This window comes from Bacillus pinisoli (assembly GCF_023036475.1).
Taxonomy (GTDB): domain Bacteria; phylum Bacillota; class Bacilli; order Bacillales; family SA4; genus Bacillus_BS; species Bacillus_BS pinisoli.
Genome location: NZ_JAJQKI010000003.1, coordinates 296,993 through 318,082, shown reverse-complemented (window position 1 = coordinate 318,082; position 21,090 = coordinate 296,993). Strand labels below are relative to the sequence as shown.

Genomic DNA, 21,090 nt, shown 5'->3' with positions numbered 1-21,090 from the left:
TGCTTTTCACAAGGCTTTTTTTAGAACTTGTTGCTTAGAAGTGCCTTGAAGCAGCAAATGAAGAAAATAGTCTTGTACAATTAGATAAAGAGATGGTGAACATTAGCAGTGGAAAGGGGCTTATTATGGAATTCATCATCGTTGTAATCCTATTATTGGTAGGCTTTTTCATATATGGGATGATTGTAAGAAAAACCATCTATAAAGAAGTGGACCGATTGGAAGCTTGGAAAATTGATATTATGAACAGACCGGTTACGGACGAAATGTCCTTAATGAAGGGACTAAATATGATCGGCCAAACAGAAGAGCTGTTTGAGAAATGGCGTACTGAATGGGACGAGATCGTGACAACTGAACTGCCAAATGTAGAAGAAGCATTATTCGATATTGAAGAGTATGCCGATAAATATCGTGTTCGTAAAGCTAAGCAATTGGCAAAAGAAATGAACGATCAGTTGCAAGGTATAGAGGATACCATTAAGTCGATTTTATTAGAGCTTCAAGAACTGGTTGGTAGTGAAGAGAAGAACCGGTTGGAAATTGAAGAACTTAAACAACGTTATCGCGATGTAAAACGTACCATTCTTGCTCATAGTAACTCTTTTGGAAAAGCAGAAGCTAAGTTAGAATCGTTGCTTGAGGAAGTGGCTGCACAATTCATCGTGTTTGATGAAAATATGAATAACGGTGATATCTTATTAGCAAAAGAAACCGTTCAATCCATTGCAACTCAGCTGAATCAAATGGACGTATTAATAGAGGAGTTACCTTCACTTTTAAAAGATTGTCTTTATACGACTCCAAATCAAATAGATGAGTTAGTTCAAGGAGTTAAGGAGATGACGGAGGAAGGGTTCATCTTAAGTCATCTTGAAATTGAAAAAGAAGTGTTAGCGATGAGGGAGATGTTATCGGAATACCTTCTTCAATTAGAACAAGCAAATATTGATCCTGTTAAGGAAGGCATTGCATCACTCCAAGAGAAAATAGAAGGATTCTATGATCAACTTGAAAAAGAAGTGGTGTCCAAGCATTTTGTTCAACAGCAGGTAACCCCTTTACATGTGGAATTAAGCCAGCTGTTTGATGAAACAACTCATACGAAAACAGAAACAGAACAAGTTCAATTAAGCTATCAACTTTCAGATAAAGATATTGAAGTTCAAAAACAGATTGAGACACAGATTAACCAGTTAATAAAACGATTCACCGGTGTTAAAGGATCTGTGGAAGAGAAAGATATTGCTTACTCAATCATTCAGAATGAATTAGAAGACATTCAACTACAAATAGAGGCATTAAAGCAATCACATCAAGAGTTTGTAAGCATGCTACAAACGCTCCGAAAAGACGAGTTATATGTTAAAGAAAAGCTATCAGACATGAAGAAGATGCTTCTAGACTCGAAGCGTTTAGTTCAAAAAAGCAATATGCCAGGGTTACCTGAAGCCTATTTGTATGAAATTAAAGAGTGTAATAATCAAGTCGCACTGGTCGCTGATAAACTACAGGAGAAACCTCTCCACATACCAGCATTAACTTCACTTTTAGAGCAAGCGCTAGCAAGAGTAGAACTATTGTCCACTCATACAGAAGAAATGGTAGAGCAAGCCTACTTAGTCGAGCAAGTGATTCAATATGGAAACCGTTATAGAGGAAGATCTCTTCATATGGCTGAAAAACTGGCAGAAGCAGAATTATCCTTCCGAAACTTTGATTATTCTCGTGCTCTTGAAGAAGCTGCCACTGCACTAGAGAGAGTGGAGCCAGGTGCTTTAAAGAAAATTCAACATTTAATTGAAAGTAAATAAAATGGAAAGCTGTCGGGAACGTCTCGATAGCTTTTTATATGGCTCTTTTCTAAAACTTTGTTGCTTTTCAAGCTAACACTTAAGAAAAACGAATTTTTAATTGTTAGAAAAGAGCAACTCTCTCTATTTAAAGGACTGGACGTTGTGCTACCTAGTTAAAATCCGGCTACCTGAGATTTTTACGAAAGCAACAATCTTTACGAAAACAGCCTTTTATATTGAATATGGTTGAGTGACTAAACTAGACAGGGACAAACTAGTAAATAATAGTTTATCCGTTTTTGAATAAGGCCTAAATATGATAAGATTAGTAATTGCATTGGTGGACATGTAAAAGGGGAGAAAATCATTGATTTATCTAGATAATAGTGCAACTACAAAACCATACCCTGAAGTAGTTGAGGCCTATATTAAGGTTGCGACAGAGTACTTCGGCAATCCTTCCTCTGTAAATGCACTTGGAAGTGAAGCAGAACGTCTATTATATCAATCAAGAGAAAATATTAGTAAACTATTGTCGATCCACCCAAGTGAAATTATTTTTACGTCTGGTGGAACTGAAGGCAATAATATGGCTATTAAAGGGGCAGCCCTCAAATATAAAAATCGAGGTAAACATATTATCTCAACAACGATTGAACATGCTTCTGTACAGGAAGCGCTCAAACAGTTAGAAATGCATGGATATGAAGTAACCTACTTACCCGTAGACGAAAAAGGTGCCGTTACCGCTCAGCAGGTAAAGGATGCTATCAGGAAAGAAACAATATTGGTAACAATCATACACGTTAATAATGAAGTAGGAACCATTCAACCCATTCAAAAAATTGGTGAGTTGTTGAAGGATTATCCAAAAATAATTTTTCACGTGGATGATGTTCAGGGTATTGGAAAAGTACCCGTAAACCTTTCAACATCTTATATCGATTTACTTACAGTTAGTGGTCATAAGTTTCACAGTGTAAAAGGAACCGGATTTCTATATGTAAGAAAAGGGATTAAGCTTGAGCCCTTGTTTACAGGTGGTTCTCAGGAGAATCAGCTTCGAGCTGGGACTGAAAATGTTTCAGGTATTGTAGCAATGACAAAGGCGTTACGAATGTCGTTAGAAAATCAGTCTACTAAGGTGACACGATTAAATCAATTTAAACAGACATTGATCACCTTTCTAAATGAACTAGGAGAGATTCAAGTAAATACTCCTATAGAAGGCTCTGCGCCTCATATTGTTAACTTTTCAATTCCCGGTGTAAAGCCGGAAGTGATGGTTCATGCCTTGGAAGAGCATAATATCTATGTTTCAACCAAATCAGCATGTTCATCAAAACAAACGAGTGCTAGTCGAATCTTATTAGAAATGGGCAAGCCGAATAGGATTGCTAAGCATGCTATACGGGTAAGTCTATCTTCCCAAAATACAGAAGAAGACATACAAGCGTTTTGCAGGGCAATAAAGGAAATTGTGACAGAAAAAATTGTGATAAAGAGGTAGGTACATGCAATACGATCAAATATTAATACGCTACGGAGAAATTACAACGAAAAGTAAAAACCGACTAAAATTTATTGGTGCATTAAAGGAAAATATTCTTCATCGCTTAAAGGACTATCCCAACATTAGAATCGAAAAAACAAGAGATCGCATGTTCATTAAACTTAATGGCGAAAACCATGAAGAAATTATGGATCATTTAGAAACAGTTTTTGGAATTCATTCTTACAGTTTGGCACTTAGAACGGATACAGAACTTGAGGAAATTAAAAAAGGCGCACTTTATGCTTTTCATGAAGCAAAGGAAGGAGCGAAAACATTTAAGGTTAGTGTGAAACGTTCCTTTAAAGGGTTTCCTCTCGATACTCAACAATTAAATCATGAAATTGGTGGCTATCTACTAAGAAATACTGAAGATCTTACGGTTGACGTTCGAAAGCCTGATATTGAGGTTAGAATTGAAATCAGAGAAGAAGATACTTATATCTCTTCCTATACGAGAATGGGAGCGGGCGGTTTACCTGTTGGTTCAAGTGGAAAGGTGTTATTGCTGTTATCTGGTGGAATTGACAGTCCGGTTGCCGGCTATTTAACCATGAAGAGAGGCGTAGCACTTGAAGCCATTCACTTTCATAGTCCACCGTATACAAATGAGCGAGCAAAACAAAAAGTATTAGACCTTGCTGGGAAGTTGACTTCATATTGTAAAAAGGTTAATGTACATCTTGTACCTTTTACCCAAATTCAAACGACCATCCATCAGCAAATACCAAGTAACTACTCTATGACAGTCATGAGAAGAATGATGCTTCGAGTTGCAGAAAAGATTGCAGAACAAAATGAGATCCTGGCTCTAGCTACAGGAGAAAGTCTTGGGCAGGTAGCGAGTCAAACACTTTCAAGTATGAATACCATTAATGAAGTAACTAATATGCCTATTATTCGTCCAGTTATCGCAATGGATAAACTAGAGATTATTGATATTGCTCATAAAATTGATACGTATGATATATCCATTCGTCCGTTTGAGGATTGCTGTACAATCTTTACACCATCGGCCCCGGCTACGAAGCCAAAGCGAGAAAAAGCGAACCGCTTTGAAAGCTTCTATGATTTTACACCATTAATTGAGGAAGCAGTCCGTGGTACGGAGGTTGTCGAGGTTACTGGTCAGCAAACGCAAGCAGAAGCGAAGTTTGATGATCTATTCTAGGGTCGATTAGTAGAAGAAATTACCAATATATTCTCTGAATGAAACCATGTGATTCATCACACTCTATTAACACAAGGAGGTGATACACATGGCAAACAACAACAGCTCAAACCAACTTCTAGTACCTGGAGTTCAACAAGCTCTTGACCAAATGAAGTATGAGATTGCTAACGAGTTTGGTGTAAACCTTGGTCCTGATACAACTGCAAGAGCTAACGGTTCTGTTGGAGGAGAAATCACTAAGCGTTTAGTCTCTATGGCTGAACAACAACTTGGTGGTGGATACCAACAATAATTAATTAAATAAACATGGCTACAGGGCGGGACTTAGGTTCCCGCCCTTTTTATGTTTGGGATGCTGATTTTGGTCAAGATAGATTAAAGTTTGTTGATATGAAGTCTAATTTCGTTGATAAATAACAAAAACTGTTAGATAAATTTTGAAAAGTATTAGTTAAATACTATTTTTCGTTATTATGTTACTAACTTTCGTTGATAAGTGAGGTATGCTATTCAAAAGCTACCTCCAGACCACTGTAAAGAACAGTATCTTGCGAGTTACCATAACTTTCTTGCCAAACAGTTAAAAATACTTGCGAGAATAGCTCATTTTCTTGCGACTTTTACACGATTACTTGCCACTAATCAAGATTTACTTGCGACGTGACTTACTTACTTCCCCTTACTAGCGGTCATCTCCTCCTCCTACACTTCTTTACTGCACCTCCGAATAAACTCCTAAATTTATCTATCAATTTATTCTAAATTATCTTACTATTTGATATAATAAAGAGAAACTTAAGGAGGGATATTATGGAAAGACACGAATTACTAGCACCTGAAATGTATAACATTACTTCTGAATTTGAAAGATTTGCGTCAGATCCTCTTAAGGTTGCTCTTATTTGGGAGGATCAAGCTGGTACTCAGAAGCAAGCGACATACTCTCAACTAATGGAACGTGCCAACCAAATTGGAAACGCTTTAACGGAGAAGGGACTACAACAAGGCGATGCTGTTTTAGTGATCGTTCCAAGGTTAATTGAAGCATATGAAGTATACATAGCAGCGTTAAAGAGTGGATTTATCGTAATTCCAGGCTCTGAAATGCTTCGTAAGAAAGATATTGAATATAGATTACAGCATGGAGAAGTAAAAGCAGTTATTTGCTATCACGAATTTACTAAACAGTTTTCTGATATCGACACGGATCACATTCATTTATTCTCAGTAGGCAAAGCTGTACCTCATTGGGAGAATCTTGACCAACTAGCTGATCAAAAGAATACACAACTGCAGGCTGCTAAGACAAAGAATGACGATATCGCATTTCTTTCTTACACATCCGGGACTACTGGAAATCCCAAAGGGGTTGTACATACTCATGGCTGGGGATTTGCCCATTTAAGAACGTCCGCTGCTCATTGGTTAGGCATCCAAGATGGAGATGTAGTTTGGGCAACGGCAGGTCCAGGCTGGCAAAAATGGCTTTGGAGTCCATTTCTCGCAACATTGGGATCAGGGGCGACAGGGTTTGTGTACTATGGAAAATTTGATCCAGAAAAATATTTAGAATTACTTGGTAAGCATTCTGTTAATGTCTTATGCTGTACACCTACTGAATACCGTTTAATGGCTAAAGTAGATGGACTAGATCGATATTCATTACCACATTTACATAGTGCGGTTTCCGCTGGTGAGCCTTTAAATAGGGAAGTTATTGATACATTTAGAAAATATTTTAACGTGGATGTAAGAGATGGCTATGGACAAACAGAGAATACGCTTTTAGTAGGTGTTCTGAAAGGGATGGAAATTAAACCAGGATCCATGGGGAAACCAACTCCTGGAAATACGGTAGCCATCATTAATGAGGATGGTCAACCAGTTAAACCTGGGGAGACAGGAGACATTGCGGTCCATATCGAAACACCTGCACTGTTTAAAAATTATTATAAAGACCCTGATCGAACAGCGAAACAGTTTAGGGGAGACTATTATTTAACAGGAGATCAAGCCCGACTAGATGAGGATGGGTATTTTTGGTTCGAAGGTAGGTCAGACGATATTATTATAAGTTCAGGGTATACAATTGGGCCATTTGAAGTAGAGGACGCCCTTGTCAAACATCCATTGGTGAAAGAATGCGCAGTCATCGCTAGTCCAGATGAAATTAGAGGAAGTATTGTAAAAGCTTATGTGGTCCTAAAAGATCATGTTAACCAAGATGATCAATTAGTTAAAGAATTACAGGAACACGTTAAGGCGCTTACAGCACCTTATAAGTACCCAAGAAAAATAGAGTTTATTGATAGCTTACCAAAGACAACTTCAGGTAAAATTAGAAGAGTAGAACTTCGTCAGCTTGAAAAGCAAGTTATAAACTAGGCTATTTTATTTATGTACAAAACAAGCCTTTCACTAAAAGCAGCCGCCTGGCTGCTTTTGAACTGTTTAGCACGTTTAATTGAGAAAAGGTGGTTTAGAAAATGGGTGTTTTATGGTTTGGAGGAAAAATAAAGACTCTTCTTACGGAAGATAGTGAGGTTGAAGCTGTTTATATAGTAGGTGATAAAATTATCGCAACTGGTGCAAAGGACCAACTAATGCATCAATACCAACCTGACACTCTCATGGATTTAGAAGGAGCAGTTATGTTTCCTGGATTTGTAGACAGTCACCTACATCTTATTGGGCATGGAGAGAAACTAATTCGTCTTGACTTATCTACTTTGACTTCTTCTAAAGAAATAATAGAGGCCTTAAAAATGAGAGTCTCTGAAATAAAACATGGAGAATGGGTAATAGGCGAAGGATGGAATGAAAATCAGCTATCTGATAAAAAGATTTTTCATGCGAAAGAGTTAGATGAAATAGCTCCAAATAATCCTTTGATTTTACATAGAATTTGTCGGCATGCCATAGTGGCCAATAGTATGGCCTTAGATCTTGCGGGTATTACGTCTGACACCAAAGACCCTGCTGGTGGTGTCATCGTGAGGGATCAGGAAGGTGAGCCAACAGGTTATCTTTTAGATCAGGCACAAGAACTAGTGAAGCAGGTAATTCCAAAAGTAACGACTGACTATCTGGAGAAAGCACTACGAGCATCCATTCAAGATTGTCACAAACTTGGGTTAGTTGGGGGTCATAGTGAAGATCTCAACTACTATGGAGGGTTCACTCGAACTTATCAAACCTTTAAAAACATCATCAATAAACAAGGATTACATTTTAAAGCGAATTTATTGGTTCATCATGAAGTAGTAGAAGACATGCATAACCAAGGATTAGGTGTTGGTCATGTGAACGGTGGCATTGAGATTGGCGCGATGAAAATCTTTGCGGATGGTGCCCTTGGGGGAAGGACGGCTTTACTAAGTCAGCCTTATCAGGATGATCCGACCACTTCTGGAGTTGCCAACTATTCAGAAGAACAATTAACCGAACTAGTAAAAAAAGCTAGAAGTTTTAATATGCCGGTTGCCATTCATGCGATAGGTGATCTAGCATTTGAGTATGTATTAAATGCTATTGAATTATATCCTCCTGCTCTAGGGCAACGTGATCGGCTCATTCACGCACAAATACTAAGAAAAGATTTAATAGAGAGAGTAAAGAAGCTACCTGTTGTCCTTGATATACAACCAAGATTTGTTGCTACGGACTTTCCTTGGGTTGTGGAGAGGTTAGGTGTTGAACGGATAGAGTACTGCTACGCGTGGAAAACTCTTTTAAACGAAGGTATACCGTGCTCAGGTGGTTCAGATGCTCCCATTGAACCAGTGGATCCGATACTTGGTATTCATGCTGCTATCACGAGAGCTAATCCGAATGAACCAACGATTACCTATTATCCAGAACAAGCATTATCAACGTTTGATGCCATTCAATTGTTTACATCGGGAAGTGCCTTTGCTATTCAGCGAGAACATGAAAGAGGTAAAATTGCTGTTGGTTATGATGCTGACTTTACCATTTTAGATCAAGACTTATTAACGGTAACACCAGAACAGATCCTAAACACGAATGTTATAATGACTGTAGTCAATGGTGAAATTGTTTATAAAAGGAAAGAGCCCATTCCTTTATAATGAGGTGATATCTGATGAAAAAAATAATAGTCCTTCTAATATTCTCCTTCTTTGCTTTTGAAGTGTCAGCATTTTCCTTAACATGGGCGTATGGATTTGTGGTGAATGACGGGAAAGTCTATGAGGTCAAAGAAGGCCTTATTCTTCCGAAAGATGAAGTAGGAAAAGTCGTTGGGCAAGTAGAAACACAAGCTGATGAATATGGTGGAGATTATTATGGGAATGCATCGAATTATTATGACATTGGAACAAACTACTACGAAATAAAGGGAATCGCCACAAAGGAAGCAATTGCTGTAGAAATTCAACCAAACGAATTTGTAAAAGCGGTGTTTGTTCACGATGCACCACCCCATTTTAAGAACTTTCTGTTCAGTACTTATACTTGGATCGTGGTAGGTTGCGTTATTATAGTGCTTGGTATAGTTGTTCTGAGATCCAGACAAGCATAATCCAGAAGTATAGAAAGAGAGGCATCACCATGGAGAAAACAGAGATTGAAACGAAGATTGCAGAATTAAAGGATGAATATATTCAACTTCAACATAATTTAGAAAAGCTAGAGTTTGTAAACGGAAACGTGGCTCCTTTGGAAAAACGTTTGATACAAGTAGAAGAGGAACTAAGTTCGCTTAATCAACAATTACGTAGAAGTTAATACGAGAGGCATTGCGAAACCGCAATGCCTCTCATTTTACGAACTATTCCTCTATTAAGAAAGTTCGTCTTACTTTTTCCCAATAGGAATTATCTTTTAATTTAACAGTTTTAATTCTCTTATCAGTTAAGTTAATGACCACTTTTTTTACATGACTGATTCCAAGTGCTTCATTGTCGGCCCCAATGATAGGATAATCATTACCGTCTTGAATAATTTCTAGTGTAAGGGTTCTGTTCCCACTTAAAATGAAGGAGGAACCTAGAGTTCTGTATCGGTTGTTGTTAAGTGACGCTAATTCACTGACTTGTAAGCATGGAAGCATTGGATCGACCACAGCACCACCAACTGATTTATTATAGCCTGTACTACCCGTAGGAGTGGCTACAATCATTCCGTCTCCGCGGAACCTCTCAAAATGTAAATCATCAATATAAACATCCATTACAAAAGTTTTAATAATTCCAGAACGAATGGACAATTCATTTAAACAGTAAAACGAGGTTGTATCGTCAATAGATGCAGTTAGTACAGGATAACGCCTTACTTCAATTTGCTCGTTTGTCATAGCTTCAACCATCTTCTGTTTATCTTCAATGTGGAAATCACAGTATAAACTTAAGGACGAATGTGTTGTAACTCCTGTATATAAGCAGTCTTCACGAAACCCAGTTTTTCTAACTGCTTGTAAGAAGTTGCCGTCACCTCCTCCAATACTAACGATAATATTGGCCTCCTTGCTGTTTGTCACAACAGAGAACCCATGAGTGGTTGCTAATTCCTCAAGCTCTTTCACGTGGTTCATGATTTCAGGATCTTTTTTGTAAAAAAAGTATATATTTTTGCGTGATGACATAAAATTACCTCCTAAATTATGTAAAAAATGTTATGGGTAGCCAAGAATGGAAGCTCATATTATAGTTATAGTGTATCAAAATCAACAATCATATGAAAACTAGGTATAGTTTGTCGTAAGGAGGGAGCTTTAATGAATAGTAAACGTTGGATAGCCCTTGGTATTGCAGTAGGGTTATTTATATTTTCTGCTATTGTCAATGTGGCTACATCTTTAGCCTTCGGAAATTTTTCTACCTTCTCAGAGGATTTATTCCCGACTGACGAAGAATTTATGGAGACCGTGTTAGAAGAAGGGGATCTGATTTATAAGATAGCGGTCTTAGACGTAAATGGCGCTATTATGGATACTGGTGATGTCTCTTCTTTCTTTCAATCAGCGGGTTATGATCATCGTGCTTTCTTAAGAATGCTTGATAAGGCGGCAGAGGATGACTCAGTAAGAGGAATCTTAATTAGAGTGAATTCACCTGGAGGTGGCGTAGTAGAAAGTGCAGAAATACACGACCGTATTAAAGATATCCAGGCTGAAACGGAAAAGCCTGTATACATATCTATGGGGAGTATTGCTGCTTCAGGAGGTTACTATATAGCAGCTCCAGCTGATAAAATTTATGCAAGTCCTGAAACGTTAACAGGATCTCTAGGAGTTATTTTTCAGAGTTTGAATTACAGTGGGCTTGCTGAAAAATATGGTGTAATGATGGAGACAGTAAAAAGTGGGCCATATAAGGACATTATGAGTCCAACTAGAGAAATGACAGAGGACGAAAGACAAATTCTACAGTCTATGATTAATAATTCGTATAGCGGATTCGTAAAGGTCATTTCAGAAGGACGAAATCTCTCAGAGGAACAAGTTCGTAAGATTGCAGATGGACGAATTTATGATGGAAGACAAGCGAAAGACTTACAACTGATTGATGAATTTGGTTATTGGGAAGATGCAATTGAAGGGTTAAAAGCAGATTTTGATTTGGGTGATGTAACAGTCATTCAATACGAAGCTGCTTACGGTTTCTCATCTATCTTTTCAATGGGCGCACAAAAATGGTTCTCTAATGATATTGAGATGAATAGTCTTATGAAATTATTGAGTCAACCGAATGCTCCAAGACCTATGTATTTATATCAGGAGTAGGAGGGAAATCATATGGACACATCTATTCATACAGAAGAGAATGTAGATCATACTGCGCAAACTGTAACAAAACGTATTTATTATGCAGGTTTTTGGATTAGATTTTGGGCTTATTTGCTAGATGTAATCGTCATTTCTAGTCTTAATCAACTTGTTAACTATCCCATCTTTCGTTATTTTGATTTCTCCATAGTAAAAGAAAATATGTTTACACCAATTGCCATCCTAACTGCTTTAACCATGTACCTCTATTTTGTTGTTATGACAAAGGTTTTTAAGCAGACTATTGGAAAAATGGTGTTTGGATTAAAAGTGGTAGATCTTCATGAAAGGCCATTAACTTGGACGACTGTCCTATTTCGTGAAGTGATTGGGAAATTCATTGCTAAGACCATTTTCTTTGTAGGATTTATAGTGGTTGCCTTCACTAGAAAGAAACAAGGGGTACATGATTTATTCTCAGACACTAGTGTCATACTCGAACGTTTTAGTGATAATATTTAAAAATATAAGATTGAAAAGCAGCTAAGTATTAGAAAAGAGCCTATTTAAATTTAAGGCTATGTTAAAGTACAGCGTTGATTTTTAGCAGAGTTGATTGAAGTGGAAGGACGCGAGACTCCTGTGGGAGAGCGGGTCGCGGGAGACCCCGCAGGCACGGTTTTTGCCGAGGAGGCTCCCGGATTCGCCCACGGAAAGCGAGTGTTCTGGAACGAAAATCAACAACAAAGTTTAACAGAGCCCAATTTAAGACTCAACCTATCTGTTAAGATAGGTTTTTTTGTGGATTAACACCTCCCTTTTGATTGATTAGGTTTAATTTGCTTGTGCGAAGGTGATACTGTTAAGCGAATGAGGTGATTGGAATGATTTGGCTCTATGTGATCCTAGCCATTATATTATTTTTTTCGTTACTACTACTTTCAAATCTCTATATTAAAATAGATTATTCACATACCCAAGACGATGATCAGCTTTCAATAATGGTCAAATTATGGTTCTTTCGATATACGTTTAAGATCCCTTTAGTCAAAATAGATAAAGACACAAACAGTATCGTATTCAAGAAAGAATCCCAAATGGGGAATTCAAGCGAGGTAAAAGAAAAGCAACCAACAGAGGTCACACCAAATGAGATACTAAATGGCTTTAAAAATGCTAGAGAAGTTATTCAACACGTCGTTCATTTACACAGTATAGTAAGAGCTTTTCTACAGAAGGTAACGATTCTTAAGCTAGACTGGCATACAAACTTTGGAATAGGTGATGCTGCATTAACAGGTATGCTCGTCGGGGCAGGTTGGGCGGTAAAAGGAGGGATTATCGGGCTAGTTAGTCAGTATATGAGATTGAAAACAAACCCCACTATCACGATAACCCCCTTTTTTCAACATTCCTTTTCTCATACTAAACTAACATGTATGCTTTCTTTTCGAATCGGGAATGCTATTTTAGCAGGATTAAGAATCGTAAAATTTTGGAAGGGAGGACTTCCCTCCTTCACGGGTGGACCTTCATTTCTTAAATCAAAAAACAGTAAATCTATATCGTAAATGGGAGGAATCAGTATGGCAGAACATCCTATTCAAGGTTTAATGACTACTGCAATGGAAAGCTTAAAGCAAATGATTGATGTAAATACCATTATTGGAGATCCTGTTGAAACTCCAGATGGTAGTGTTATTCTAACAGTTTCAAAGGTTGGTTTCGGGTTTGCAGCAGGTGGAAGTGAATTCCAAGTAGACAGTGGTTCTAAGAAAGATGGCGAAAGTTCAGCACCTAAACTACCGTTTGGCGGAGGTAGTGGTGGAGGGGTATCTATTACACCAATTGCCTTCTTAATCGTTAATGCTTCAGGAGTGAAAATGCTACATCTTGACGAAAGCACTCACCTTTATGAAAAAATTCTAGAAGCGGCTCCACAAGCTGTAGAAAAAATTCAACAAATGTTTAGCAAAAATAATAATAACCAACAAAACAACAACCAAAATCAAAATAATAATCAGAATCAAAACCAGCCAAAAGAGACAATTGATTTTTAATGAAGGGTTAACCTTAATGGTTAACTTTTTCTTTTTTATTCTTTTTTTGTTCAGCAACTTATTTGCAATAAATTCCTGTTGTCGGTAGAATAATATTGAATCTAAAGAAGTTTTTAGGAGGAAGAGTAGATGGCATCCATTACGTTTAAAGGTAATCCAATCACATTGTTAGGAAATGAAGTAAAAGTTGGAGACAAGGCTCCAGACTTTACAGTATTAGCAAATGATTTAACTCCAGTTTCACTTTCTGATTCAAAGGGTTCAGTAAGATTAATTAGTGTGGTACCATCACTTGATACGGGCTTATGTGATGCCCAAACACGTAGATTCAACGAAGAAGCAGCGAAATTAGATAATGTAAAGATCTTAACTATTAGTGCTGACCTACCATTTGCCCAAAAGCGCTGGTGTGGAGCAAACGGAATCGAAAATGTTCAAACATTATCTGACCATCGTGATTTTTCCTTTGCAGAAGCATATGGAGTACATATGAAAGAGTTAAGATTACTAGCTAGATCCATTTTCGTCGTTGATAGTAATGACACAGTTACATATGTAGAGTATGTAAGTGAGGGAACTACTCACCCAGATTATGAAGCAGCACTTGAAGCAGCAAAAGCAGCACAATAAAGATAGATACTTAAAACGCCTCGAAAATCGAGGCGTTTTTACATACCTATGAAAAATTATGTTATGATACTATATTGGAATGAAGGTCTCCGTAAGTGAAAGAGCAATGATAAGAGGAGGAACGGTTAAATGACAATGTCTACGATGGAAAGTTGGTTCACGTTAGTTGATACTACAGCTACGCTAATACAAGAGAAATTAGAAGTTTCCTATTTAGAAGCGGTTTACCTAACAGGTGTTAACCTTTTTGAGGGTGAGATTATACAAGAAGAACTTTTACATAACGAGCTTTTAGTGAAGAGATTGAGGAAAGAATACGAAAATTTTAAACTTGATAGAGTATCAAACGAAGAGATTCGAAAAGGTTACCAGTTGGCAATTCTAAAAGGGATGAAGGAAGCTACACAAGCCCATCATCAAATGACACCTGATGCAGTAAGTCTGTTTGTCAGTTATCTAGTGAATAAGTTGACAGCAGGTAATGAAAATATGTCCATACTAGATCCTGCCATCGGGACGGCCAATCTTTTAACAGCCGTTCTTAACCATCTGCCTCAAAACAATGTCACAGGATTTGGAATTGAAGTAGACGATTTATTAGTGAAGTTAAGTTTGGCAAATGCAAATTTACAAGAGCATCAAATTGAGCTGTTTAATCAAGACGCTTTACAAGACTTATTCATTGATCCGGTTGATCTAGTTGTGTGTGACTTACCGGTTGGGTATTATCCGAATGCAATGAGCGCTGACAAATTCCAACTAAAAGCGGAAACAGGACATTCATTAGCTCACCATTTATTTATTGAACAAAGTTTTAAATATACCAAGCCAGGTGGGAAGCTTGTATTTCTAGTACCTAACCTGATGTTTGAAGGCGATCAGACGAAGGCTCTCCATGATTTTATAAAAGACAATGGTGTAATCTTAGGGCTGCTTCAATTACCTTCATCCATGTTTAAAAAGAAAGAACATGCTAAGAGTATTTTTATCTTGCAGAAAAAAGGTCCAGAGGTTTCTATCCCTAAACAAGCCTTGCTCGCAGAACTACCTTCATTTTCTAATAAGAAAGCAATGGAAGGTATGATTCAGCGAATTGACAATTGGTTTGCTAATGAATTCAACGTGAAAGAATAGTTCATGATAAAGAGTTAGGCTGTTTAAAGGATATTGTTGTTTTTTGCACTATTGATTGAAGTGGAGGGATACGAGACTCCTGCGGGAGAGCGTGGTAAGGGAGACCCCACAGGCGAGAAGCGCCGAGGTGGCTCCCAAACCCGCCAACGGAAAGCGAGTGTCCCGAAACGAAAATCAACATAGAAGTTTAACAGAGCCAAGAATTAAGAAAGCAACCTAATAAAAAATAGGGTTAAAAGACACACACATAGAAGAACCTATGGGTATCAAAGCATATAGACAACATGGGATTGCACATAAAGGAGATGTTACATATGTCAAAAATTATTGCCATTAATGCAGGAAGTTCATCCTTAAAGTTTCAACTGTTTGACATGCCAAGTGAAACCGTCGTTACAAAAGGTTTAGTTGAGAGAATTGGATTAGAGGAAGGAGTTTTTACCATTGTTGCACATGGTGAAAAGGTGAAGGAAGTAACTGATATTCCAGATCACTCCGTTGCGGTAAAGCTATTATTAACAAAACTAACAGAGTTACATATCATTGAAAGTTTAAATGAGATCGATGGAATTGGACATAGGGTTGTTCACGGAGGAGAAAAATTTACTGATAGTGTTTTACTAAATGAAGAAGTTATTAGTGAAATTGAGGGCTTATCTGAGCTTGCTCCCCTTCATAATCCTGCTAACGTAGTTGGAATTAGAGCTTTTAATGAAGTTTTACCTAATGTTCCAGCAGTGGCGGTATTTGATACTGCTTTTCACCAAACAATGCCTGAGAAGTCATTCCTTTATAGTCTACCTTATGAGTATTATGAGAATTTCGGTATTCGTAAGTATGGCTTTCATGGGACTTCTCACAAGTATGTATCGATGAGAGCGTCAGAACTACTTGGTAGACCCATTGATCAACTTCGCTTAATTTCATGTCACTTAGGGAATGGTGCTAGTATTGCTGCAATTGAAGGCGGTAAATCAATTGATACATCAATGGGCTTTACCCCACTTGCTGGAGTAGCCATGGGAACACGTTCAGGTAATATAGACCCTGCATTAATTCCTTATATTATGGAAAAAACAGGTAAGACAGCTGATGAAGTTCTACAGATTCTAAATAATAAAAGTGGAATCTTAGGAGTATCTGGTTTTTCAAGTGACTTAAGAGATATTGAGAAATCTGCTTCTGAAGGTAGTGAGCGTGCAGAGCTGGCACTAGAAGTGTTTGCTGGAAGAATTCATAAATATATTGGATCTTATGCGGCTAGAATGTCTGGTGTAGATGCGATTATTTTTACTGCGGGAATCGGTGAGAATAGTGATGTTATTCGTGCTAGAGTCTTAAGAGGGTTGGAATTCATGGGTGTCTATTGGGATCCGACATTAAATAAGGTTCGCGGGGAAGAAGCGTTTATTAGCTATCCGCATTCACCAGTTAAAGTAATGGTCATCCCAACAAATGAAGAAGTAATGATCGCTAGAGATGTAGAAAGACTGGCGAGTATATAGTATGTGAAAAGGAGTTTTGATCATTGAGCGTTTCAGAGCATAAGGCAGAAGCACCTAAAGTGCTAAGCTGTAAAATCATCACGGTAAGTGATACAAGAACGAAAGAGACAGATAAAAGTGGACAGTCTATCATAAGTTTCTTGGAAAAAGCCAATCATGTTGTGGCTGAATATGTCATCGTAAAAGACGAACAGTCTCAAATTAAAGAAGAAATTCTAAAAGGATTTGAGAGCAACGATATTGATGTAGTCCTAACAAATGGTGGCACGGGCATATCTAAGCGGGATGTCACGATTGAAACCGTCCAGTCCATCATTGAGAAAGAAATTGTAGGATTTGGGGAATTGTTCCGCATGCTAAGTTATACAGAAGACATTGGCTCAGCAGCTATGATGTCAAGAGCTATAGCGGGCGTAACTGGAACAACAGCCGTCTTCTCCATGCCAGGCTCAACTGGAGCAGTTAAACTGGCGATGGAGAAATTAATTATTCCGGAATTGCCACATGTGTTAAGAGAAATAAGAAAATGAAAAAAGCATCGTCTTCGTACGATGCTCTTTTTGTAGTTATCGTTTTAATTTATTGATACCTGCTTAATGCACTCTTCTCTCACGTTCCATAAACGGTCTAGCGTAAATCTATCTTCCAACTTATTATTTCTTAGCCAGATTGGAATATAAGAACGGTGAAAGGTTGTTTTAAATTCTCCAATATCAGAAGGAGTAATGTTGACTTCTGTTAGAAAAACATCAATTGGTTGCCCTAATACGTCCGTTCTAGTGAAGTCAAAACGATCCTGTTTGTATCTTAAATAACAATGAGCTTCAGGAATGCTTTGTAAACCATACTTATCTAATACATCTCCTACTCCAGAGTATTGTGCTCATTCATTTCATAGATTCCTGTAAATAATGTTATCTCATCTCTATTTTGTTCCAAACATAAAGCTGAAAGCAAAGCATGCTTGGTACTGCAAGTTCCCTTACTTTCGTTTAACACAAGCGTGTAATCAGCACGATCCGCATTCCTCCCATATGGCAAACCACCGATATATTGAGCAACCTGTTGAAAATGAGTCAGTCCTAAATCTAAAAAGGATTTGGATATGCTTCCTAATGGTGCAATTTTAAAGTTTGGAAATCTTTCAGGAATCATAAGAGCACTCCTCATACTGCATTAATCTACTTAAGGTTATGCAAATCTAATGTTTAATTTGTATAATCCTACCGGAAAATCCAACTAGTAAGAAAGAAACGGATGTAATGAATCCAAAAATAAAAACATGTAAATAAGGCATCACTATATCGCCAGCATCTCTTATCTGTTCAGGAGGAAACATCATAATACCTAGTGAGGCAATAATCATATAAATGAAACCGGAAGCTATGGATATTTGCAATATGTCCTTTGTTTTTAATTTTTTATTCTTAATGTAAAAAATAAATACAGTTGCAAAGATAAGTAGTGATAAACAAAATGCTACCCATAAGCCGGCCCAGTTTCTTAGTAACATAAAACTAAGAAGAAGTAACAAGCCAAATACCGATCCAATTGAAAGATGCTTCATTGCGGTTCCTTCCTTTACGATAGTAGATTTGAAATTATTAAATAATAAGATTCCATAAAAAAAGCATTAATCCTCCTTTGATTAATGCCCTCAAACTTATTTATACTAGGTCAACGACAAAGAGATGAATGGCTACCACGATTAAAATAGAAACGATTCCTGACAGGCTAACTGGGTGTGTAAATTTATATTCTTTAATAGGAGATATGTTTCTGAAGAAGACCCAAAATAAGAAATTACCCAATATAATAATAAGGCCTCCGACAAAGAATACATGCTTAACCGAATTAGCTATACCAAGTATGTGGTTATTGTAAAGTAACCATAAGAAGCCTAGGAAGGCATGGAAAGCAATTGAAAATGTAACTTGTTTAAGCACGATATCCCCACCTCTTTTTTTACTAAATATTAACATATAATCTTTATTTTGGTATTAATTACATTTCAAGAAAAGTTAACCTTTGAGGATCGCATTATTTCTGATAGCTACAAGTAATTTGCATCTACCAACTAAGTGAATTTTGCCAAAAATTGTTTAGATGGAGGTAGTTTTTACTAAATATGATTATGTTTAGACGTTCGGATCTTACCTCTAAGTGGTTACGTTCTCCCTCTACCTAGATATTCCACGAAAATAATGATTATTCGAGCTTTTGTCTTGATAATTCCACGAAAATATTAATCATTCCACGTTTTTTCTCATTATTCCACACTCAATTATCGTTATTTCATAAGTTTGAAAAGCAACAAAGTTTTAGAAAAGAGCCTTTCATAAAAACAAAAAAGCATGAAAACTCAATCGTGAGAATTCATGCGTTTACCATTACATATGAACTTTTGTCGATACATCCTGATTCGTTCTATACCATAGCCATAAATCATTGATAACAGAGGCTAGTTCTGAGATTTCAGAGTTCAGTAAGCAAGAACGTGGAAAGTCGTTTTCATCATTAAGTTCAGCTTGTTTTTTATTAATAATCGTTTCGATCTCACTAATTCTGTCAGGAATTCGTCCTCGTATTTTTTCCCATGTTACTAATATTTCTTGTTGCTCATCAGCTGAATAGTCATCCCATAACTTTTTAAGGTCAGGTGTCGATATTCCTAGCCGTTCATTAAATGTAAAATTATTATTCATCATACATTCCCCCAGCAAGCTGTACATGATAGATTCATTGTACACAATTTTTTGAATATGTTCTAATCCCGTGTATTTCTTTTGATCCAAGCATAGTTATGCTCTCACCGTAAACACTACTTAATAAGACGCTTTTCAATACTCAACTAACATCCTGTAGTAAAGTGAGGTGAGGGCAAGATGACTAAAGATAAGCAAGATAGCTCATTTCAGTTCTACTATGATGAAGTGGGGGAAAAAGAACTCCTAGAACAATTAACGGATTCGTACCAAAGTGGATATGATTACACCGTTACTCAGCAGGAAGATCCTCAATATCAATCTAAAAAAGAAGGGCAGTAAAGGCATCCTGAAAGATGCCTTTTTTTACTAGCAAGGAGTGCTTGTGTCGTAACTCTTCTTATCAGAGTGAAAGCCCTTGTTTTGCTACGTTCTTGTTTTTCCGAATTCTTAACCAATAGTCGACCTTTATCATACCCATGTAAAGAATGGTGCTAATCAAAAATGAACTGAATCCGGGCGAATAATGTTCATCAATCGCTACATAACTGATGATCCCAACTATAATCGCGAGAAAAGCAGATTTGTTGAATTGAAAGATAGGTGGAGTCATAATTTTTTCAAGATCTTTCATACTAATCTCACTCCGTTTAACAATCATAAAATCTGTAATAATGACTGCAGATAGAGGGATGACAAAGGCACCTAGAAGTGAAATATACTGCTTCGCTTCTGTTACGATGGTAGGAAAGCTGCTAATGATAATGGCTATTCCACCAAAAATTAAAGCACTTCTAATTCGTCCTAGACTTGGAATACTATTTAAAAGGCTAAAAGAGCCAGTGTAGGCATTACTCATATTAATAGAGACCATTGAGAACAAAGCAGATATGGTAATAATTGCAATTAGTACATAGGAATTACTTAACGTAGTAGCTGACACGAATGGATTGATATGATTCATCGCACTAGCTGAGTAGGCAGCAAGTAGAGCTGCCATTGTAAATCCAATAATATTGCCACAAAGCAGTCCGTAAAAAGAATGCCTTTTCGACTGTGCATATCTTGCAATGTCAGCTGAAGAGCTTACACCTGATACATACTGTATAAAGGCAAGGCTAGCAAAAAATAAAAAGTTTAGTAGTGAAAAGCTGCCTGTATCTGTAACAACGCTTAAAAATGTTTTTTCTAGCTGATCTGTAGTAATGTATAAGTATATAATACTTCCCTGACCAAGGAATAGGACAGGTATGAAGAACTTTGTTGCTTTTTTAATGGCATCAAAGCCGATGAGTGCTAACAAAGTCATAATTGCTGCTAGTGTAAGTGAAATAAGTAGAAATGGTATCTTTACATTAAATAATCGATTGGAAAGTTCACTTATGACATAGGTACCGCCAATCGTCTGAACAGCGAACCAATACATGGACGTAATCGTTCGTATGGGCGAAGCAACAAATCTTGCGCCCTTCACGCCTATAATGGATCTAATCGCATACTGAGAAGGTATTCCGTGTGTGGCTCCAGGCAGGCTTAACCATGCGACAAAGAAAAAGGCAAGTGATGCGCCTAAAACTGTACTTAGTACAGCATATTTAAAAGAGAGGCCACCTTCTAAAACCGCCATGGCCGGTACAAGAAAGTTTCCGGCATTTACAGAAAAGGCAATCTGAATGAATGTATAGTCTAACCATTTACTAGTTCTTAGCTCTTTAGGAACGGGATCAAGTCCGAAGCGTTCAATTAATTCCTGTTTCTTTTTCGTAGCTGCAACACTCATACATCATACTCCTTTACATTTAGGACC

The 21,090-nt window shown here is 37.3% G+C and carries 23 protein-coding genes; 17 read left to right on the top strand and 6 right to left on the bottom strand.

Annotated features, from left to right (window positions below; translation table 11 throughout):
* Positions 1-125: 125 nt before the first annotated feature.
* The 8 genes from ezrA (at position 126) to LT143_RS06160 (ending at position 9,271) form a co-directional block, all read left to right on the top strand.
* Positions 126-1,814 carry a septation ring formation regulator EzrA gene (gene ezrA, locus LT143_RS06195; RefSeq protein ID WP_246941255.1) on the top strand — a complete coding sequence of 563 codons (1,689 nt, stop codon included), beginning with the start codon at positions 126-128 and terminating at the stop codon, positions 1,812-1,814.
* A 349-nt stretch (positions 1,815-2,163) separates the two neighbouring features.
* Positions 2,164-3,306, top strand: coding sequence for a cysteine desulfurase family protein (locus LT143_RS06190; protein ID WP_246941253.1), 1,143 nt, complete (start codon positions 2,164-2,166; stop codon positions 3,304-3,306).
* Positions 3,307-3,310: 4 nt separating this feature from the next.
* Positions 3,311-4,519 carry a tRNA uracil 4-sulfurtransferase ThiI gene (thiI, locus tag LT143_RS06185; RefSeq protein ID WP_246941251.1) on the top strand — a complete coding sequence of 403 codons (1,209 nt, stop codon included), beginning with the start codon at positions 3,311-3,313 and terminating at the stop codon, positions 4,517-4,519.
* 88 nt (positions 4,520-4,607) lie between these two features.
* Entirely contained in the window at positions 4,608-4,814 is a 207-nt protein-coding gene (locus LT143_RS06180; protein WP_246941248.1) for an alpha/beta-type small acid-soluble spore protein, read from the top strand.
* Positions 4,815-5,332: 518 nt separating this feature from the next.
* Positions 5,333-6,907 (top strand): acyl-CoA synthetase MbcS, encoded by a 1,575-nt coding sequence (gene mbcS, locus LT143_RS06175; RefSeq protein WP_246941246.1) that lies wholly within the window; start codon positions 5,333-5,335, stop codon positions 6,905-6,907.
* A 101-nt stretch (positions 6,908-7,008) separates the two neighbouring features.
* Positions 7,009-8,613: an amidohydrolase gene (locus tag LT143_RS06170; RefSeq protein ID WP_246941244.1), complete on the top strand. Its 1,605-nt coding sequence runs from the start codon at positions 7,009-7,011 to the stop codon at positions 8,611-8,613.
* 14 nt (positions 8,614-8,627) lie between these two features.
* The gene (locus tag LT143_RS06165) at positions 8,628-9,065 is read left to right on the top strand and encodes a hypothetical protein (RefSeq protein ID WP_246941242.1); all 438 of its coding nucleotides are present in this window, start codon (positions 8,628-8,630) and stop codon (positions 9,063-9,065) included.
* Positions 9,066-9,094: 29 nt separating this feature from the next.
* Complete coding sequence (locus LT143_RS06160; RefSeq protein WP_246941240.1) at positions 9,095-9,271, top strand: SE1832 family protein; 177 nt, start codon at positions 9,095-9,097, stop codon at positions 9,269-9,271.
* 43 nt (positions 9,272-9,314) lie between these two features.
* Here the strand turns inward: LT143_RS06160 and LT143_RS06155 are convergent, their stop codons facing one another.
* Positions 9,315-10,127, bottom strand: a complete 813-nt coding sequence (locus LT143_RS06155) for an NAD kinase (protein WP_246941238.1) — start codon at positions 10,125-10,127, stop codon at positions 9,315-9,317.
* 132 nt (positions 10,128-10,259) lie between these two features.
* On the opposite strand from LT143_RS06155, the gene sppA reads away from it, so the two are divergent.
* From sppA to LT143_RS06115, 8 genes are all read left to right on the top strand, one after another.
* A complete protein-coding gene (gene sppA, locus LT143_RS06150) occupies positions 10,260-11,267 on the top strand; it encodes a signal peptide peptidase SppA (RefSeq protein WP_246941237.1) in 1,008 nt (335 codons plus the stop codon).
* A gap of 12 nt (positions 11,268-11,279) precedes the next feature.
* Entirely contained in the window at positions 11,280-11,771 is a 492-nt protein-coding gene (locus LT143_RS06145) for an RDD family protein (protein ID WP_246941235.1), read from the top strand.
* A gap of 362 nt (positions 11,772-12,133) precedes the next feature.
* Positions 12,134-12,820, top strand: a complete 687-nt coding sequence (locus LT143_RS06140; protein ID WP_246941233.1) for a DUF2953 domain-containing protein — start codon at positions 12,134-12,136, stop codon at positions 12,818-12,820.
* 15 nt (positions 12,821-12,835) lie between these two features.
* On the top strand, positions 12,836-13,309 hold the full coding sequence (gene ytfJ / locus LT143_RS06135) for a GerW family sporulation protein (protein WP_246941232.1): 474 nt from the start codon (positions 12,836-12,838) through the stop codon (positions 13,307-13,309).
* 129 nt (positions 13,310-13,438) lie between these two features.
* Positions 13,439-13,939 carry a thiol peroxidase gene (tpx, locus tag LT143_RS06130; RefSeq protein WP_246941229.1) on the top strand — a complete coding sequence of 167 codons (501 nt, stop codon included), beginning with the start codon at positions 13,439-13,441 and terminating at the stop codon, positions 13,937-13,939.
* A 144-nt stretch (positions 13,940-14,083) separates the two neighbouring features.
* Positions 14,084-15,073, top strand: a complete 990-nt coding sequence (locus tag LT143_RS06125; protein ID WP_418909807.1) for a class I SAM-dependent methyltransferase — start codon at positions 14,084-14,086, stop codon at positions 15,071-15,073.
* A gap of 314 nt (positions 15,074-15,387) precedes the next feature.
* Positions 15,388-16,578 (top strand): acetate kinase, encoded by a 1,191-nt coding sequence (locus LT143_RS06120; RefSeq protein WP_246941226.1) that lies wholly within the window; start codon positions 15,388-15,390, stop codon positions 16,576-16,578.
* A 23-nt stretch (positions 16,579-16,601) separates the two neighbouring features.
* A complete protein-coding gene (locus LT143_RS06115) occupies positions 16,602-17,108 on the top strand; it encodes a MogA/MoaB family molybdenum cofactor biosynthesis protein (protein WP_246941223.1) in 507 nt (168 codons plus the stop codon).
* A 334-nt stretch (positions 17,109-17,442) separates the two neighbouring features.
* On the opposite strand, the gene LT143_RS06110 is transcribed toward LT143_RS06115, so the two are convergent.
* The 4 genes from LT143_RS06110 to LT143_RS06095 all read right to left on the bottom strand — a co-directional run bounded on the left by LT143_RS06110 (position 17,443) and on the right by LT143_RS06095 (position 19,283).
* Entirely contained in the window at positions 17,443-17,733 is a 291-nt protein-coding gene (locus LT143_RS06110; RefSeq protein WP_246941221.1) for a hypothetical protein, read from the bottom strand.
* A 46-nt stretch (positions 17,734-17,779) separates the two neighbouring features.
* Complete coding sequence (locus LT143_RS06105) at positions 17,780-18,145, bottom strand: hypothetical protein (protein ID WP_246941219.1); 366 nt, start codon at positions 18,143-18,145, stop codon at positions 17,780-17,782.
* A gap of 100 nt (positions 18,146-18,245) precedes the next feature.
* A complete protein-coding gene (locus LT143_RS06100; RefSeq protein WP_246941217.1) occupies positions 18,246-18,524 on the bottom strand; it encodes a hypothetical protein in 279 nt (92 codons plus the stop codon).
* Positions 18,525-18,968: 444 nt separating this feature from the next.
* On the bottom strand, positions 18,969-19,283 hold the full coding sequence (locus tag LT143_RS06095; RefSeq protein ID WP_246941215.1) for a hypothetical protein: 315 nt from the start codon (positions 19,281-19,283) through the stop codon (positions 18,969-18,971).
* Positions 19,284-19,463: 180 nt separating this feature from the next.
* Between LT143_RS06095 and LT143_RS06090 the strand changes: the two genes are divergently transcribed.
* Positions 19,464-19,625 carry a hypothetical protein gene (locus tag LT143_RS06090; RefSeq protein ID WP_246941213.1) on the top strand — a complete coding sequence of 54 codons (162 nt, stop codon included), beginning with the start codon at positions 19,464-19,466 and terminating at the stop codon, positions 19,623-19,625.
* Positions 19,626-19,686: 61 nt separating this feature from the next.
* Here the strand turns inward: LT143_RS06090 and LT143_RS06085 are convergent, their stop codons facing one another.
* The gene (locus LT143_RS06085; RefSeq protein ID WP_246941211.1) at positions 19,687-21,063 is read right to left on the bottom strand and encodes a purine-cytosine permease family protein; all 1,377 of its coding nucleotides are present in this window, start codon (positions 21,061-21,063) and stop codon (positions 19,687-19,689) included.
* Between the last annotated feature and the right edge of the window lie 27 nt (positions 21,064-21,090).

Bases quoted from the DNA above. Each gene is read 5' to 3' on its own strand.
- mbcS (WP_246941246.1), top strand. From the start codon at position 5,333: ATGGAAAGACACGAATTACTAGCACCTGAAATGTATAACATTACTTCT.
- LT143_RS06145 (WP_246941235.1), top strand. From the start codon at position 11,280: ATGGACACATCTATTCATACAGAAGAGAATGTAGATCATACTGCGCAA.
- ytfJ (WP_246941232.1), top strand. From the start codon at position 12,836: ATGGCAGAACATCCTATTCAAGGTTTAATGACTACTGCAATGGAAAGC.
- tpx (WP_246941229.1), top strand. From the start codon at position 13,439: ATGGCATCCATTACGTTTAAAGGTAATCCAATCACATTGTTAGGAAAT.
- ezrA (WP_246941255.1), top strand. From the start codon at position 126: ATGGAATTCATCATCGTTGTAATCCTATTATTGGTAGGCTTTTTCATA.
- LT143_RS06105 (WP_246941219.1), bottom strand. From the start codon at position 18,145: ATGAAGCATCTTTCAATTGGATCGGTATTTGGCTTGTTACTTCTTCTT.
- LT143_RS06160 (WP_246941240.1), top strand. From the start codon at position 9,095: ATGGAGAAAACAGAGATTGAAACGAAGATTGCAGAATTAAAGGATGAA.
- LT143_RS06090 (WP_246941213.1), top strand. From the start codon at position 19,464: ATGACTAAAGATAAGCAAGATAGCTCATTTCAGTTCTACTATGATGAA.
- LT143_RS06170 (WP_246941244.1), top strand. From the start codon at position 7,009: ATGGGTGTTTTATGGTTTGGAGGAAAAATAAAGACTCTTCTTACGGAA.
- LT143_RS06120 (WP_246941226.1), top strand. From the start codon at position 15,388: ATGTCAAAAATTATTGCCATTAATGCAGGAAGTTCATCCTTAAAGTTT.
- LT143_RS06155 (WP_246941238.1), bottom strand. From the start codon at position 10,127: ATGTCATCACGCAAAAATATATACTTTTTTTACAAAAAAGATCCTGAA.
- thiI (WP_246941251.1), top strand. From the start codon at position 3,311: ATGCAATACGATCAAATATTAATACGCTACGGAGAAATTACAACGAAA.
- LT143_RS06180 (WP_246941248.1), top strand. From the start codon at position 4,608: ATGGCAAACAACAACAGCTCAAACCAACTTCTAGTACCTGGAGTTCAA.
- LT143_RS06140 (WP_246941233.1), top strand. From the start codon at position 12,134: ATGATTTGGCTCTATGTGATCCTAGCCATTATATTATTTTTTTCGTTA.
- LT143_RS06095 (WP_246941215.1), bottom strand. From the start codon at position 19,283: ATGAATAATAATTTTACATTTAATGAACGGCTAGGAATATCGACACCT.
- LT143_RS06165 (WP_246941242.1), top strand. From the start codon at position 8,628: ATGAAAAAAATAATAGTCCTTCTAATATTCTCCTTCTTTGCTTTTGAA.
- LT143_RS06085 (WP_246941211.1), bottom strand. From the start codon at position 21,063: ATGAGTGTTGCAGCTACGAAAAAGAAACAGGAATTAATTGAACGCTTC.
- LT143_RS06125 (WP_418909807.1), top strand. From the start codon at position 14,084: ATGGAAAGTTGGTTCACGTTAGTTGATACTACAGCTACGCTAATACAA.
- LT143_RS06110 (WP_246941221.1), bottom strand. From the start codon at position 17,733: ATGATTCCTGAAAGATTTCCAAACTTTAAAATTGCACCATTAGGAAGC.
- sppA (WP_246941237.1), top strand. From the start codon at position 10,260: ATGAATAGTAAACGTTGGATAGCCCTTGGTATTGCAGTAGGGTTATTT.